We start from the raw sequence: 16,637 nt of genomic DNA on the forward strand, positions 1-16,637 counted from the left end.
AGTCCTCTCCCCCCTTGAGGGGGAGAGCTAGAGAGGGGGGTGGCCGCAGTCTCAGTGTCCCTCTTGATTCTCCCCCCGACTCGCCGCATATGAGCGGCCAAAGGGACAATTCAGTTGGGAGTAGACCAGTCATCATGACGCTGGAACGCCATGGTTTTCAGGCCGAGGTTTCGCGCCTGCTGCACATCGTCGCGCATTCGCTTTACAGCGATAAGTCCGTTTACCTGCGCGAGCTCATCTCCAACGCCTCGGACGCCTGCGACAAGCTGCGCTATCTGGCGCTCACCCAGCCGGAATTGCTGGAAGGCGGCGGCGATCTGGCGGTGACGCTGACCACCGATAAGGAGAAGAAGACGCTCACCATCGCCGATAACGGGATCGGCATGAACAAGGACGATCTCATCAGCCATCTCGGTACCATCGCCCGCTCTGGCTCGGCCAAGTTCGCCGAAGAGCTCAGCAATGCCAAGACGCAGGAGCAGAAGGTCAGCCTTATCGGGCAGTTTGGCGTCGGCTTCTATTCGGCCTTCATGGTGGCGGACAAGGTCGAGGTCATCTCGAGGAAGGCCGGCGAAAGCCAAGGTTGGCGCTGGGTCTCCGACGGGACGGGCGAGTTCACGGTCGAAGCGGTCGACAAGCCCAGCCGCGGCACCGACATCGTCCTGCACCTCAAGAAAGAAGAGGGCGAATGGCTGGAGGCGGCGCGGCTTGAGCATGTCATCGCCAAGCATTCGGAACATGTCGCCCTGCCGATCCATTTGAAGGATGGCGCCGAGGAACGCCACGTCAACCAGCAGGCCGCCCTCTGGACCAAGTCGAAATCCGAGATCACCGACGAGCAGTACCGCGACTTCTATCGCCACATCGCCCATGCCTGGGACGAGCCTTGGGCGACGATCCATTTCAAGGCGGAAGGCAAGATCGACTACACGGCCCTGCTTTTCATCCCCAGCCAGCGGCCGATCGATCTCTTCACGCCGGAGCGTAAGCAATCGCTGAAGCTTTACGCCAAGCGCATCTTCATCACCGATCAGTCGGACGAGATCCTGCCCGGCTGGCTGCGCTTCGTGAAAGGCCTGGTGGATAGCGAGGATCTGCAGCTCAACATCAGCCGCGAGATGCTGCAGGCAAGCCCGGTCATCGCCAAGATCCGCGCGGCCCTCGTGAAGCGCATCCTCTCCGACCTCAACAAACGCGCCAATGACGACGACAAGGCCGCTTATGAAAGCTTCTGGGACAATTTCGGCCCCGTGCTGAAGGAAGGCCTTTATGAGGACGTCACCCAGCGCGACGAGATATTGAAGCTGGTGCGCTTCCGCACCACCGCGAGCGATGGCTGGGTCAGCCTCACCGATTATGTCGCCCGCATGAAAGAAGGGCAGAAGTCGATCTATTACATCACCGGCGACAGCCTCGACACGGTGGCGCGCTCGGCCCAGCTCGAAGGCTTCAAGGCCAAGGGCATCGAGGTCCTGCTCCTGACCGACCCCATCGACGAGTTCTGGATCCCGGCGGTCGAGAAATTCGGCGAGGCGGAGTTCCGCTCGGTCACGCGTAGCGGATCCGATCTCGATACAGTGAAGGCATCCGAAGGTGAGAAAGAGGAAGAGAAGAAGCCGGTCGCCGAGAATGTCGACAGCCTCATCTCCTTCCTGAAAATCACGCTGAAGGACAGCGTGAAGGATGTGCGCCTCTCTGAACGCCTCACCGACAGCGCCTGCTGCCTGGTGGCGGATTCGGGCGACATGGACATGCATCTCGAGCGCCTGCTGCGGCAACATAAACGCCTGGAAGCGAGCCTGCCGCGCGTTCTCGAGATCAACGGCCGCCATCCGCTGGTCGCCGCCATGACCAAGCAGGCTGCCAAGGACGGTGATTGGCATGAGCTTGCCGAAGCCGCCTGGCTGCTGCTCGACCAGGCCAAGATCCAGGACGGCGAACCGCCGGCGGATCCGGCGCTGTTCGTGAAGCGGCTGAATACGCTGCTCGCGAAGGCGATTTAGGGGCTTTTCTACCCGTCTCTTACCCGTCATGGTCGGCAAAGGCCGACCATCCACGAGTTGCTTCCATCAGCGGCGAGCAAACTCGTGGATGGTACGCCTTCGCGTACCATGACGATAAGAGAGAGGCCGCGCATGCCTGAACTCATCTTCCGCCGCGCCACGCGCGCCGATCTCGAAGCCATCGTCGACATGTTGGTCGATGATTATATCGGCGCCAAGCGTGAGGACGGGTCGCGGCCGTTGAATGCGAGATACGTCGCCGCCTTCGCGGCGATCGAGGCGGATCCGAACCAGTTCTTGGCCGTGGTCGAAGAGGACGGTGAGATCGTGGGCTCGCTGCAGCTCACCTTCATTCCCGGCATCGCGCGGCTCGGCATGTGGCGTGGGCAGATCGAGGGTGTCCGCATCAAGACATCACGTCGCGGCAGCGGCCTTGGCCACAAGATGTTCGATTGGGCCATCGCGCAATGCCGGGCCAAGGGCTGCGAGCTGGTGCAACTCGCCATGGACAAGACGCGCACCGACACCTTGCGCTTCTACGAATCGCTGGGCTTCAAGGCGAGCCATGAAGGGCTGAAGCTGGATTTGAGTAAGTAGCGCCCGTCACTTGGCGCCCCCCTCCCGACCTCCCCCCTGAAGGTGGGAGGGGATGAGAGCGAGGTTGATCGATCCAACTCAGCTTCCAAGCCCTCCCACCTTCAGGGGGGAGGGTTGGGTGGGGGGCCGTTTCAGACCCGCTCCATCAGCAACCGTGCCGCGGCCAGATCTTCGATCGCCGTCCCCACCGATTTAAAGAGGGTGATCTCGTCATCGCTCTGGCGACCCTTATGCTTGCCCCGCGCGAGGTCGAAGAGATCGGCGGCGATGCGATCTGCGGTGAGTGCGCCGGATTTGATCGCCAGCACGATATCGCCTGCTTCTTTCAGCGCCCCTTCACGCGTATCGACGAAGACCGTCGCGCGCTTCACCGCTTCGTCGTCGCTTTCGCGCATCTCGGGCAGGAACGCGCCGACAAGGTCGAGATGGGTGCCGGGCTTCAGCCAGGCGCCTTTCACCAGGGCTTCGCGCGAGAGGGTGCCGGTGCTGACGATGTCGGCCTGCCGCACGGCGGCTTCGAGGTCCTTAACCGCTTCGACGGCTATCCCGGCCTTTCCCATGTCGGCGACGGCCGCCTGGGCCTTGCCGAAATCGCGGGCCCAGAGGAGCGACCGTGTGATGGGCCGCACCGCGCGATGCGCTTCGATCAAGGGCCGTGACAGTGCCCCGGCACCGACCATGAGATGCACCTTGGCATCCTGGCGTGCCGCGTATGAGGCGGCGAGCGCAGAGGCCGCAGCCGTGCGGCGCACGGTGAGGCATTTGCCGTCCATCAGCGCCTTGGGCGCACCGGTCAGGCCATCGAGCAGCAGATAGATGCCCTGGACGGCGGGGAGATTGCGCCCACCATTCCCCGGCGTGATGGTGACGATCTTGATGCCGACCGATTTGCCCGCATCCCAGGCGGGCATGAGCAGCAGGGTCTGGTCCTCCTCGCCCGGCACCGGAATGCCGTGATGGTGGCGGACGGGCACCGTCCAATCGCCGGCAAAGGCGTCGCGGAGGGCACCGACCAGGCTCTTATAGTCGAGATTCCGGTCGATGATTTCGGGGCTGAGATAGGGGATTTGCTCGGTCATGATGGCGGGCACATTAACGATGCCGTGATGGCCCTGCAATCGCCCGATATTTCATTTTTATTTCAATGCATTAGTGACATTTGCACAGACGCCCGGAATTGGGTACACCCAGGCTGCTGGACCGTGCTATCCTTTCTTCATGAATCGAGCCGCATTGAGTAATGCCCTGCCGATCGCGCGCCATGGTCCGAAGACATTGAGGACCGGAATCCGCCTTGGCTAAGAAGCTCTTCATCAAGACCTATGGCTGCCAGATGAACGTCTATGACTCCGCCCGCATGGCGGATGTCCTGGCGCCTTTGGGCTATGGCCCGACCAACGACCCAACCGAGGCTGACATGGTCGTCCTCAACACCTGCCATATCCGCGAGAAGGCCTCGGAAAAGACCTTCAGCGAGATCGGCCGCCTGCGCGTCGAACAGGCGCGGCGCCAGGCCGAAGGCGCCGACATGATCATCGCCGTCGCCGGCTGCGTGGCGCAAGCCGAGGGCGAGGAGATCATGCGCCGCGTGCCTGAGATCGACATCGTGCTGGGGCCGCAGACCTATCACCGCCTGCCGGAAATGGTGGCGCGCGCGACGCGTGCGCGCGACCAGCGGCGCGGTGCCAAATTCATCCGCAAGCATAAAGGTGCCGGCGTCCTCGACACCGATTTCCCGGCCGAATCGAAATTCGATCATCTGCCGGATGAAACGGGATCGCAGGGTATCTCGGCCTTCCTCGCCATCCAGGAAGGTTGCGACAAGTTCTGCACCTTCTGTGTCGTGCCCTATACCCGCGGCGCCGAATTCTCGCGTCCCGTTGCACAGATCGTTGCCGAGGCAAAGCGGCTGGCAGCAGGCGGTGCGCGCGAACTCACATTGCTGGGGCAGAATGTCAACGCCTATCACGGCGAAGGCCCCGATGGCGGCACCTGGAATCTGGCGCGGCTTTGCCACCATCTGGCCGAGAAGGTGCCGCAGATCACGCGCCTGCGCTACACGACCTCGCATCCCCGTGACATGGATGACGACCTCATTGCCGCACACCGCGACCTGCCCAGCCTGATGCCGTTCCTGCATTTGCCGGTGCAATCCGGTTCGGACCGTATTCTTGCTGAAATGAACCGGCAGCACACGGCCGATCACTATCGGCGCCTCATCGACAAGCTCAAAGCGGCGCGGCCGGATATCGCGCTGTCGTCGGATTTCATCATTGGCTTTCCCGGCGAGACCGATGCCGATTTCAAGGCGACGCTGCAGCTCATCGAGGATGTGACCTTCGCCCAGAGCTTCTCGTTCAATTACAGCCCGCGCCCGGGAACGCCCGCCGCCGTGATGGCGGCACAAGTTCCGCAGGATGTGATGAACGCACGCCTCCAGGAAGTTCAGGCACTGCTGGAGAAACAGCTGATCGATTTCAACCGCGCCACACTTGGTAAAACCGTGCCGGTTCTCCTTGAACGTCGCGGTCGCGACGAGGGCCAGCTGGTTGGGAAATCGCCTTATTTGCAGGCGGTGCATGTCGATGCGCCGGATCATCTCATCGGCACGGTGGCCGATGTCGAAATCACCGACCTCGGGCATTACACCCTGGGCGGTATCCTGGCGGCCAAGGCCGCCGCGTCCCACCCGGCGGCGGGGAACGTCGCTGAGCTTCAACCGGAGAGAGCCATCGCGTGAGTGCCACCCCCCTCGCCCCGATCGCCGCACCCATTCACCTGCAATTCGAAGACAACAGGCTGCTGCCGCAGCTCTTTGGACAACACGACCAGAACCTTGCCCGCATCGAGCAGGAACTGGGCGTATCCATGGTCCCGCGCGGCAACCAGCTGGCGATATCCGGCCCGACCGATGCCGTCGCCACGGCAAAGCAGGTCGTCACCGGCCTCTACCAGCGTTTGAAACGCGGGCTGGAGGTCGATGCCGGCGAGGTCGATGCGGCCTTGCGGATGACCCGCGAGGATGACCGGCTGGAGCCCAATCTGTTCGAGGGCGGCAACGGCAAGGACGGCATGGCGATCCGCACGGCGCGGCGCCACATCACGCCGCGCTCGGCGATGCAGGCCAAATACATGCGCATGCTGCATGAGCATGAGTTGGTCTTCGGGCTTGGGCCGGCCGGTACCGGCAAGACATACCTCGCCGTCGCCGTCGCGGTGGCGATGCTGACCAAGGGGGCGGTCGATCGCATCATCCTGTCGCGCCCCGCGGTCGAAGCGGGCGAGAAGCTGGGCTTCTTGCCCGGCGACATGCGCGAGAAGGTCGATCCCTATCTCCGCCCGCTCTATGACGCCTTGAACGACATGCTGCCGGGCGACCAGGTCGTCAAGCGCATGACCTCGGGTGAAATCGAGGTGGCGCCACTTGCCTTCATGCGCGGTCGTACGCTCGCCCATTCCTTCGTAATTCTCGACGAGGCGCAGAACACGACGCCGATGCAGATGAAGATGTTTCTGACGCGTCTCGGCCAAGGCTCGCGCATGGCGATCACCGGCGATCTCAGCCAGATCGATCTCCCCAGCGGCACCAAATCCGGCCTCAAGGACGCGCTGGAAGCGGTCGAGGGCATTGACGGCCTCAGCGTCGCGCGTTTCTCGGAAGTGGACGTCGTGCGCCACCCGCTGGTTGCCCGCATCGTCGGCGCCTATGACGCCCGCGACCGGAAAGCGGCCGGCAAAGGGTGACCAGCGCCGCCCCTTCGCTGAAGATCGGCATCGTCGTCGCGGACAAGGCCTGGGAAAAGGCCCTGCCCGATGCCGCCAAGATCGCCCGCAAGGTAACGAGACGGGCGATCTTGGGCGCCCTCGCAGCGCGTGCATTGCCACGCAAGCGCTTGAAGGAAGCGGGAAAATTTGTTCTCGACATCACCCTTGATAACGACCGGGGCGTGCGCCATCTCAACCGCGACTATCGGGGCAAGGACAAGCCGACCAATGTTCTTTCCTTCGCGGCGCTCGATGCCGGGCTGCCGCCAAAGGGCGTTCCGCCGAGCTATCCCTGGGCCCTGGGCGACGTCGTCCTTGCCCTCGGCACGGTCAAGCGCGAAGCCAAGGAACAGGGGAAAGACTTGTCCCAGCACTATTGCCACCTGGTCGTCCATGGTGTGCTACATTTGCTGGGCTTCGATCACGAAAACGATCGCGAGGCCCGCGCCATGGAGAAACTGGAACGGGACATCCTGGCCGGCCTTGGCTGGCCCGATCCATATCACCTGAAATGAGTTTGAGAAGGTCATGAGCGACATACCATCTAGAAGCGGCGCGGCTGAAGACAACGGCAAGCCGCGCCTCGGCTTCAAGGGCCTGATGCGGCTCTTCCGCAAGAAGGCATCCAGCGAAAACGCCCTGCGCGACGCCATCGAGGAATTGATCGAGGAATCGGAATCCGGCGATGATGGCGAAGCGCCGCTCGATTCCAATGAATCGTCGCTGCTGCTCAACGTCCTCAAACTCGGTGACCTTACGGCCTATGACGTCATGGTGCCGCGCGCCGACATCAAGGCGGCACCCGAGGATATCGACCTTAAAGGCATCATCCAGATGGTGCGCGAATTCGGCCATTCGCGCCTGCCGATCTACCGCGAGGATCTCGACGATATCGTCGGCATCGTCCACGCCAAGGACGTGCTGACCTTTTTTCCGGACCCTGAGAAGTTCCAGCTGAAGAAGATCCTGCGCGAGCCGATGTTCATCTCGCCCTCGATCCCCGTGCTCGATCTGCTGCTGCAGATGCGCCACAGCCGCGCCCATATGGCGCTGGTGGTGGACGAATATGGCGGCATCGACGGCCTCGTCACCATCGAGGATCTGGTCGAGGAGATCATCGGCGAGATCGAGGACGAGCATGACGTGGTCAAGGGCCCGCATCTGGTCAGCCGCCCCGATGGCACCTTGCTGGCCGATGCCCGCACCACGATCGAGACCTTCGAAGACAAAGTCGGCCCCGTGCTGACCGAGGAAGAGCGCGAGGCGGATATCGATACGCTGGGCGGCCTGGTGATGTCGCTGACCGACCGCGTGCCCCTGCGCGGCGAATTGGTGACGCATGCCTCCGGCATCACCTTCGAAGTGCTGGATGCCGATCCCCGGCGCATCAAGCGTCTGCGCGTGCGCAATGTTCCCGACACCACGAAAGCGCCCGAAGCGGCCGCAAAGGACTAATCCACCATGCAGATGATGGCGCGGCTGAACGCCTGGGTCGGCGGGCTTGAGGGTTGGCGTCGGCGTGGCTTTGCTTCCATCATCGGCGCCCTCTCGGGCCTCGCCTTCGCGCCGGTGCAATTCGCGCCGGCCATGCTGGTGTCGCTGATCTGCCTCTATTGGCTGATCCAGGCGGCACCGACGCGGCGCCGGGCCTTCAACGTCGCGTGGTTCTGGGGCTTCGGCCATTTCATGGCCGGCAATCTGTGGATCGCCAATTCCTTCATGATCGATGCGGCCCGCTTCGGCTGGATGATGCCGCCGGTCATTTCCGGCCTTGCTGCCTTCCTCGCCCTCTATGCCGCCCTGACCGGGCTGGTCGTGTGGCGCCGCGGGGACCTGTCGCCCGGCCGCATCGTGGCCTTTGCCGCCATCTGGACCATCGGCGAATGGCTGCGCAGTCATGTGCTCACCGGCTATGCCTGGAACCTCACCGCTTATGTCTGGGATTGGAGCCCGGCCATGATGCAATCGGCGGCGCTGTGGGGCAGCTGGGGCCTGGGGTTGGTCACCACCGCCATTTTCACTTTGCCTGCGTCTCTTGCTGCAACTGAAAAGAAGCGCGCCTGCCGCGCGTGCATCGGCGCCCTCGTCGGACTCGTCATCCTGTTTGCCGGCGGCCAGTGGCGCTTGTCGGGCGACACCGGGGAACATGTGCCCGGCATCAAGCTGCGCATCGTGCAGGCCAATGTCAGCCAGAAGGAAAAGCTCGATGGCGGTTTTCGCGAACAGCATTTCCTCAAACATCTGGAACTCACACGCGACACACCGGGGCTTGATAAAATCACCCATGTCATCTGGCCGGAATCATCAATTCCCTTCCTGATCGACCGCGAACCGGCCCTGCGTCAGATGACCGCAGCCATTGTGCCGCCGAACGGGGCGCTGCTCGCCGGCACCATCCGCGGCGAACCGTCGAGCGGCGAATTGGAACAGGTCTGGAATTCGCTGGTCGTCCTCGACGCCACTGGCAGCATTCGCGCGACGGCAGACAAATCGCATCTGGTGCCGCTCGGCGAATATGTTCCGATGCGCAAGCTGTTCCCCTTCATCAGCAAGCTGACACCGGGTGCCATGGACTTTTCCGCAGCACCTGGCCCTGTGACAATTCCGATACCGGGCGCACCCGATGTCGGCCCATCGATTTGCTACGAAGTGATTTTCCCCGGTGCGGTTGTAGACGAGACCAAGCGGCCGGCGTGGCTCGTCAACATCACCAATGACGGCTGGTTCGGCAATTCGACAGGTCCCTATCAGCATTTCGCCTCGGCGCGGTATCGCGCCGTGGAGGAAGGCATTCCTCTGGTTCGTGCTGCAAATACAGGTATATCTGGCGTTGTCGATGCCTATGGACGCATCGAGACACAGTCGCGCCTCGGTGAAACCGCTGTCATCGACGCAGATCTGCCGCTGGCGCTGGCGCCGACTTATTTCGCGCGTTTCGGTTTGGTAATCCCGGTATTACTTGCACTCATTGGACTCATTCCTATGGTCCGGTGGCGCCGATCTGCGTAAGATGAACCACTTCTTCGCCCGTGGGTTGAGCGGCAGAAATGCCTGCGCGTAAAGGACCGGACGAAGCAATTGACCCGCCTTGTTTGGTATGACAAGACAAAACCGTCAGCATGACGGTAGAAAATGCGAAACGCCGGGACAACGGCCGCGGCATACATTTGCCCGGTGGCGAATTGCAAATCGCGAAACAAGCTGCGGCGATGTAAATCTGGTCTCGCCAGAATGATCGACATCGCTGGTTCGAGGAGAATGAGAGAAAATGGCTAAATCGACCAAGCAAGGGAGCGCCCCGAAGGGACGCAAATCGTCCGGCCGCATGGCCAGCAAGGGCTTCCCCAATCCGATCGACGTGCATGTGGGTCAGCGCATCCGCCTGCGCCGCACGTTGCTCGGCATGAGCCAGGAGAAGCTTGGCGAGGCCATCGGCCTTACCTTCCAGCAGGTTCAAAAATACGAGCGTGGCGCCAATCGCGTTGGCTCCTCGCGCCTCTTCGATCTCGGCCGTGTGCTCGATGTGCCGATTTCCTATTTCTTCGAAGACATGCCGAATGCGGTCCAGGAGAAGAGCCCCTCCAAGTTGATGGGCGTCGCCACGCCGGCGCCGGTCGATTACGAGCCCGATCCCATGGCCAAGCGCGAAACGCTGGAACTGGTCCGCGCCTACTACAAGATTCCCCAGGCCTCGGTCAGGAAGCGCATCTTCGAACTGACCAAGTCGCTGGCCAAGAGCTCGACCTCGGATGAAGACTGAAGTCTGGCGCAAGCGATAGACCGAATAAGGGCGTCCACCGCCTCTCGGAAGACCGGAAAAGGCCCGTTTTGGGCCTTTTCACACTTTGGTAAGCAATAAAACCCGCTTGACCGGGGAATCCCGCTCAACCATGATCCCGGCCGCACCGCGGCCGGGTTTTTTGCTGTCCGACTCAGGGGTTTATCCCCGGGGATAAACCCCTCGAACGCCCCCTCCCGCAGCACGTGAACTTGTCGAACCTTTCATCTTTGCGGGAAATAGCCTCGTGTCGAAATCCTCCTATCTTTTCACCAGCGAAAGTGTGTCCGAAGGCCATCCGGACAAAGTCTGTGATCGCATCTCGGACAGCATCGTCGACCTCTATCTGGCAGCCCAGCCCGACGCCCGCGTCGCCTGCGAAACGCTGGCCACGACCAACAAGGTCGTCCTTGCCGGCGAGGTACGTGGGCCCGCCTCGATCACCCATGAGAAGCTGGTCGAAACCGCCCGCCGCGCCATCAAGGAAATCGGCTACGAGCAGGAAGGTTTCCACTGGAAGAACGCCGACATCGAATGCTACGTGCACTCGCAATCGGCCGACATCGCCCAGGGTGTCGATGCCGCGGGCAACAAGGATGAAGGCGCCGGCGATCAGGGCATCATGTTCGGTTACGCCTGCAAGGAAACGCCGGAGCTGATGCCGGCGCCGCTGCAATATTCGCATCAGATCCTGAAGTTCATGGCGGACGATCGCCACAGCGGCAAGGTCAAGGGCTTTGGCCCCGACGCCAAGAGCCAGGTGACCCTGCAATACGAGAACGGCAAGCCGGTGAAGGCGACGTCGGTCGTCGTTTCAACCCAGCATGCCGAGAACCTGGACCAGAAACAGGTGCGCGAATTGGTGCGCCCCTATGTCGAGAAGGTCCTGCCCAAGGGCTGGTTCCCGAAGGAAGACGAGTTCTACGTCAACCCGACCGGCAAGTTCGTGATCGGTGGCCCGGACGGCGACGCCGGCCTCACCGGCCGCAAGATCATCGTCGATACCTACGGCGGCGCCTCGCCCCATGGCGGCGGTGCGTTCAGCGGCAAGGATCCGACCAAGGTCGACCGTTCGGCTGCCTATGCCGCGCGCTATCTGGCCAAGAACGTGGTAGCTGCGGGTTACGCCGAGAAGTGCGTGATTCAGGTGGCCTATGCCATCGGCGTCTCGAAGCCGCTCTCGGTCTATGTGAACACCTATGGCACCGGCAATGTCGATGAAGAGAAGCTGGTGCGCGCGATCGGCGAGGTGATGGATCTCAGCCCCCGCGGCATCCGCCAGCATCTCGGCCTCAACAAGCCGATCTACACCCGCACCTCCTCCTACGGCCATTTCGGCCGTGAGCCGGATGCCGATGGCGGCTTCTCCTGGGAGAAGCTCGACCTCGTCGCCAAGCTCCAGGCGGCGATGGCGTAACCAGGACGAGACCAGCGTCGATGACCGACAAAGACGCCGCGGCACCGGAGACCACCGGGCCGCGGCGAAACTTTTATGGCCGCCGCCAGGGCCGGCCCTTGCGCGAGAACCGCAAGAAGTTGATGGAAACGCTGCTGCCTTCCATCACCGTCGCCGTGCGCCCGAACGAGACGATCGATCCAGCAGCACTGTTCACATCGCCGAAGGACGAGTACTGGCTGGAGATCGGCTTCGGCGGTGGCGAGCATCTGGCTGCCCAGGCCAAGGCCAATCCGCAGGCCGGCCTCATCGGCTGCGAAATCTTCCTCAATGGGATTGCGTCAGCGCTGTCGCATATCGATGCCGACAAGCTGGACAATGTGCGCATCTATCCCGAAGACGTGCGCGATCTGTTGCCGGCCTTGAAGCCGCAGTCTTTCACCAAGATCTTCCTGCTCTTCCCCGACCCCTGGCACAAGGCGCGCCACGCGGGCCGGCGCTTCGTCAATCAGGCCAATCTCGATATCGTGGCAAACCTGTTGAAGCCCGGCGGCGAGTTCCGCATCGGCAGCGACGATCCCGTCTATATCGGCTGGTCGCTGGCCCACACCACGCGCCACAAGGCGTTCCAATGGCTGGCGACAAGCGCCGCCGATTGGGCCATCCGCCCCGACGACTGGCCCGCTTCACGCTACGAGCAGAAAGCCATCCGCCAAGGCCGCGTGCCGCATTACTTCAGGTTCAAGCGGGTCTGATGTTCCAAGAAACTAGGAAATCCCGATACTCGCTAGGGAGGACAAAAGCCACGACGAGACTCTCTCCCAGAAGATCCAAATAAAGACTGCGGCCAGCGCAATTGTATTAGCGAGAAGCTTGATCCAGTCGCGTCGAGTTGGGAGAGCAATCGTGGAAATGGCGCGCAGGATTTCCCTGAAGCTCGGCTGCTTTTCTTGGTTCACGCCGCCAGCTGCCAGTAGATGTCCTTCGGCGACAGCGTGAAGATTTCGACGCCCGTCTCCGTCACACCCACCGAGTGCTCGAACTGGGCGGAGAGGGATTGATCCCGTGTCACCGTGGTCCAGCCGTCGCCCAGGATCTTCACGTCGGCCTTGCCGGCATTGAGCATGGGTTCGATGGTGAAGATCATGCCGGGCTCCAGCACGACACCGGTGCCGGGCTTGCCGTAATGCAAGACCTGCGGCGCGTCGTGGAACACGCGCCCCACCCCATGGCCGCAGAAATCCTCAACCACCGAGAAACGGTTCTTGTGCGCCAGGGTTTCGATGGCATGACCGACATCGCCCAAGGTATTGCCAGGCTTCACCATGGCAATACCCGCCATGAGGGACTGGTAGGTGACGTCGCAAAGCCGCCGCGCCTTCACGCTGGGGGAACCGGCAATGAACATACGCGATGAATCGCCGTGCCAGCCGTCGACCAGGGGTGTCACGTCGATATTGAGAATATCGCCCTCGGCCAGCACCTTCTTGTCGGAGGGAATGCCGTGGGTGACGACATGGTTCACCGAGATGCAGCTGGCGTGCTGATAGCCCTTATAGCCGATCGTCGCCGGCACGCCGCCATGATCGCGCATGAAGGTTTCGCACAATTTGTCGAGGGCCGCGGTGGTCACACCGGGGCGGACATGCGGGCCGATGAAATCCAATGTCTCGGCGGCGAGGCGCCCGGCCCGGCGCATGCCTTCAAACCCCTCCGCATCATGGAGCGGAATGGCGCGGTTGTTCATGTCGCGTTGCGCGGAAAGTTTCATCATGAGTTTTATCTAAGACCGATCGGGGGCAAGGTCAAATGGGCAAGCCCGCGATTACTGCCAGACACACTCATCCCCTCTCCCCTCGCGGGAGAGGGATAGGGTGAGGGGGTCGATTGAGCGGATTCGGCGCCGGCACCCCCTCACCCCGACCCTCTCCCGCGAGGGGAGAGGGAGGAGAGTCATTTCCTGGCATATCGGAGTTCTTTGAGCGCCCTTGCAATCCGCCCCGTCCCTGGCCAATTCTGGTTGGATCATGAGCGCACAACGCCTTACTGCAGTCCTTGGGCCTACCAATACCGGCAAGACCTATATGGCCATGGAACGGCTGCTGGGCCATCGCTCGGGGATGATCGGCTTTCCCCTGCGATTGCTGGCGCGCGAGAATTACGACCGGGCTGTGAAATCGGTGGGCGTCGAAGCCTGCGCCTTGGTGACGGGCGAAGAGAAGATCGTCCCACGGGGGGCGCGCTATTTCTTCTGCACCGTCGAATCCATGCCGCTCGATCGCCCCGTGGCCTTCATCGCCGTCGACGAGATCCAATTGGCGGCCGATACCGAACGTGGGCATATCTTCACCGACCGCCTCATGCGCGCGCGGGGGATGGACGAGACCATGTTCATGGGCTCGGATGCCGCCACCCCCTGGGTCAAGCTGCTGGCGCCGGGGATCGAGATCGTCAACCGGCCGCGCTTCTCGACCCTTTCCTATGCCGGCACCAAGAAGATCACCCGCCTGCCGCCGCGTTCGGCCGTGGTCGCCTTCTCGGCAGCTGACGTCTACGCCATCGCCGACCTCATTCGGCGGCAACGGGGTGGCACCGCCATCGTCATGGGCGCCTTGTCGCCACGGACGCGCAACGCCCAGGTCGATCTTTACCAGGCGGGCGAGGTCGATTACCTGGTGGCGACGGACGCCATCGGCATGGGCCTCAACATGAATGTGGGGCATGTCGCCTTCGCCGCCTTGAAGAAGTTCGACGGCCGATCTTTACGCGCTCTGTCGCGGGCCGAGATCGGGCAGATCGCGGGTCGTGCCGGGCGGCACATGACCGATGGTACCTTTGGCACAACGGCCGATGTCGGGCCAATGGACCCCGATCTCATCGAGGCGGTCGAGAACCACCGCGTCGATCCCATCCACTTCCTGATGTGGCGCAATGCCGATCTCGACTTCCGCAGCATCGACGGGCTCTTGAAGAGCCTCGACGCGCGACCGCCGCATCCGGGGCTGGTGCGCCAGCAGGAGGCGATCGACCACCAATCGCTGGCGGCCCTCGCCCGTGACGATGAGATCCGCGCCCTCACCCAGGGCAAGGGCCGCGTCGCCCTGCTGTGGGAGGTGTGCCAGATCCCCGATTTCAGGAAACTGATGACCGATGCGCATCTGCGGCTTGTGGCGCAGATCTTTCGGCATCTCGCGACCGGCGGCATCGCCATCGGCCGCATCCCCACGGATTGGATCGCCGACCAGATGAGCCGCCTCGACCGCGTCGATGGCGACATTGATCACCTGACGCAGCGCATCGCCCATATCCGCACCTGGTCCTATATCGCGCAACGCAGCGAATGGCTGAGCGACGCGCCGCATTGGCAGGGCCGCGCCCAGGAGATCGAGGACCGGCTGTCAGACGCGCTGCATGAGGCCCTCACCCAGCGCTTCGTCGACCGGCGCCATGCCGCCCTTCACCGCCGCATGACGGATGGGACCAAGCTTGACGCCGTCTTCGGCGAAGATGGCAGCGTCACGGTCGAGGGCCATGAGGTCGGGCAGCTGAAAGGCCTCGACTTCTTCCCGGCCGTTGACGCGAATGCCGAAGACGCGCGGCCGTTGCTGGCCGCGGCGAGACGCGTGCTGGGCCCGGCGCTGCGCCAGCGCGTCACCGATCTCGTCGCTTCGCCCGATGGCGATTTCAAACTGGATGCCGTCGGCGCCATCACCTGGCGCGAGACGCCGCTTGCCCGCCTCATCCGCGGCGACCAGCCGTTGCGGCCGATGATCGAGCTGAAATCGATCGACCTCATCGACGGTCGCCAGCGCCAAGCGATCGAGCAGCGCTTGCGGCATTGGCTGGACCGCCTGCTGCGCCATCGTCTGCGGCCTATTTTCATGGCGCAGGGCGCCAAGCTCGAACCGGCGGCGCGCGGGCTGGTCTACCAATTGGGCGAGGGCCTTGGCGCGCTCAACCGCGAGGCGGTGCGGGGGCAGCTCGGCGCGCTCAGCAGCGAGGACCGCAAGGCGCTGGCCGCACTCGGCGTCCGCATCGGCGCCGTCACCATCTGGATGGCGCGGCTGGAGGACCGGCGGCAGCGGCGGCTCCTTGGCCTCCTTGCCTCTCTGTGGCAGCGCCTGGCGGTTGATGCCGAGGGCAAGCCCGATCCGGCGCGCCTCGACGCCACGGGCCTTGAAGCCTGGCAGATGGCCGGCGGCAAACGCGTGGTGGCCGGCAGAAGCTATGCCTTTGGCGAATTGGAACGGCTGGCACTCACATTGCGCGAGGCGGCCCAGGCGAAGTCGCTCTCCGCCGACGCCGCCAATGCCGAGAAATTCAACATGACGCCAGAAGAACTCGGCCAGACCATGCGCCAGCTGGGCGTGCGGGCGACGTTGCCAGGGGGCGTGCGCGCACCGGCGCGGCCCAAGCGCGGCAAGCCAAACACGGCGCCAAAACCACCGCGACCTGAACCCAAGATCGATCCCAACTCGCCCTTCGCGGCACTGGCCGGTTTGCACGACCGCCTCATCGCCAAGGACGTGCCGGCGGCGCGGCCAGCCAAGCGGCGCCGTCGCCGCCATCGTGCGCCGACAGCGAACGCGCCGCAGAAGCCGGATGCGACATGAGCGAGACGCAGCGCATCGACAAGTGGCTGTGGTTCGCCCGGTTCCTGAAAAGCCGGTCGCTCGCCACCACGCTCGCTGCCAGCGGCAGGCTGCGCCTCAACGGGCAGCTCATCGCCAAGGCACATCAACAGGTGAAGGCCGGCGACGTGCTGACCTTTCCGCTGGGGCCACATATCCGCGTCATCAAGGTGCTCGACCCGGGCACCAGGCGCGGCCCGGCGCCAGAGGCGCAGACCCTTTATGAAGACCTGTCGCCGCCGCCACCCCGTGAAAAGGGGGCCAAGGCGGCGCCGGACGGTGCGCCGCCGCAGCGGGAAGCCGGCAGCGGCCGCCCCACCAAGCGCGAGCGCCGGGCCCTCGACCACCTGATGAATGAGGATGAGACCGATTAGCACCACGGGCCTTTAAAAAAACCCTACCGGCTGTCTGCGCGGGTAGGGCCAGTTGCACCCTTCCCTCGGCCTATGGTAGCTAGCCCGAAAGCG

General features: G+C 63.2%; 14 protein-coding genes. 12 read left to right on the top strand and 2 right to left on the bottom strand.

Annotation, left to right across the window (positions count from 1 at the left end; all coding sequences use genetic code 11):
• Window positions 1–134: 134 nt before the first annotated feature.
• Window positions 135–2,003 (top strand): molecular chaperone HtpG, encoded by a 1,869-nt coding sequence (gene htpG, locus SMD31_RS07605; protein WP_320500208.1) that lies wholly within the window; start codon window positions 135–137, stop codon window positions 2,001–2,003.
• A gap of 132 nt (window positions 2,004–2,135) precedes the next feature.
• A complete protein-coding gene (locus SMD31_RS07610; RefSeq protein ID WP_320500209.1) occupies window positions 2,136–2,600 on the top strand; it encodes a GNAT family N-acetyltransferase in 465 nt (154 codons plus the stop codon).
• A gap of 131 nt (window positions 2,601–2,731) precedes the next feature.
• Here the strand turns inward: SMD31_RS07610 and lhpI are convergent, their stop codons facing one another.
• Window positions 2,732–3,679, bottom strand: a complete 948-nt coding sequence (gene lhpI, locus SMD31_RS07615; RefSeq protein ID WP_320500210.1) for a bifunctional Delta(1)-pyrroline-2-carboxylate/Delta(1)-piperideine-2-carboxylate reductase — start codon at window positions 3,677–3,679, stop codon at window positions 2,732–2,734.
• 215 nt (window positions 3,680–3,894) lie between these two features.
• On the opposite strand from lhpI, the gene miaB reads away from it, so the two are divergent.
• The 8 genes from miaB to trmB all read left to right on the top strand — a co-directional run bounded on the left by miaB (window position 3,895) and on the right by trmB (window position 12,294).
• On the top strand, window positions 3,895–5,340 hold the full coding sequence (gene miaB, locus SMD31_RS07620) for a tRNA (N6-isopentenyl adenosine(37)-C2)-methylthiotransferase MiaB (protein ID WP_320500211.1): 1,446 nt from the start codon (window positions 3,895–3,897) through the stop codon (window positions 5,338–5,340).
• Window positions 5,337–6,344, top strand: coding sequence for a PhoH family protein (locus tag SMD31_RS07625; protein ID WP_320500212.1), 1,008 nt, complete (start codon window positions 5,337–5,339; stop codon window positions 6,342–6,344). The genes miaB and SMD31_RS07625 overlap by 4 nt, the downstream gene beginning before the upstream one ends.
• Entirely contained in the window at window positions 6,341–6,880 is a 540-nt protein-coding gene (gene ybeY, locus SMD31_RS07630; protein ID WP_320500213.1) for an rRNA maturation RNase YbeY, read from the top strand. Before SMD31_RS07625 ends, ybeY begins: the two co-directional genes overlap by 4 nt.
• A 13-nt stretch (window positions 6,881–6,893) precedes the next feature.
• Complete coding sequence (locus SMD31_RS07635; protein WP_320500214.1) at window positions 6,894–7,820, top strand: hemolysin family protein; 927 nt, start codon at window positions 6,894–6,896, stop codon at window positions 7,818–7,820.
• 6 nt (window positions 7,821–7,826) lie between these two features.
• Entirely contained in the window at window positions 7,827–9,374 is a 1,548-nt protein-coding gene (gene lnt, locus SMD31_RS07640) for an apolipoprotein N-acyltransferase (protein ID WP_320500215.1), read from the top strand.
• A gap of 259 nt (window positions 9,375–9,633) precedes the next feature.
• A complete protein-coding gene (locus SMD31_RS07645) occupies window positions 9,634–10,125 on the top strand; it encodes a helix-turn-helix domain-containing protein (protein ID WP_407652101.1) in 492 nt (163 codons plus the stop codon).
• Between the two features lie 265 nt (window positions 10,126–10,390).
• Window positions 10,391–11,560, top strand: coding sequence for a methionine adenosyltransferase (metK, locus tag SMD31_RS07650; protein ID WP_320500216.1), 1,170 nt, complete (start codon window positions 10,391–10,393; stop codon window positions 11,558–11,560).
• Window positions 11,561–11,580: 20 nt separating this feature from the next.
• Entirely contained in the window at window positions 11,581–12,294 is a 714-nt protein-coding gene (trmB, locus tag SMD31_RS07655) for a tRNA (guanosine(46)-N7)-methyltransferase TrmB (protein WP_320500217.1), read from the top strand.
• A 200-nt stretch (window positions 12,295–12,494) separates the two neighbouring features.
• Here trmB and map read toward each other — a convergent pair whose 3' ends face one another.
• Window positions 12,495–13,310 (bottom strand): type I methionyl aminopeptidase, encoded by an 816-nt coding sequence (gene map / locus SMD31_RS07660; protein ID WP_456077533.1) that lies wholly within the window; start codon window positions 13,308–13,310, stop codon window positions 12,495–12,497.
• A 256-nt stretch (window positions 13,311–13,566) separates the two neighbouring features.
• Between map and SMD31_RS07665 the strand changes: the two genes are divergently transcribed.
• Window positions 13,567–16,152 carry a helicase-related protein gene (locus SMD31_RS07665; RefSeq protein WP_320500219.1) on the top strand — a complete coding sequence of 862 codons (2,586 nt, stop codon included), beginning with the start codon at window positions 13,567–13,569 and terminating at the stop codon, window positions 16,150–16,152.
• Complete coding sequence (locus SMD31_RS07670; protein WP_320500220.1) at window positions 16,149–16,544, top strand: RNA-binding S4 domain-containing protein; 396 nt, start codon at window positions 16,149–16,151, stop codon at window positions 16,542–16,544. The genes SMD31_RS07665 and SMD31_RS07670 overlap by 4 nt, the downstream gene beginning before the upstream one ends.
• The last annotated feature ends 93 nt before the right edge of the window (window positions 16,545–16,637 follow it).

Origin of the sequence: Dongia rigui (genome assembly GCF_034044635.1) — a bacterium.
Classification (GTDB): Bacteria; Pseudomonadota; Alphaproteobacteria; order Dongiales; family Dongiaceae; genus Dongia; species Dongia rigui.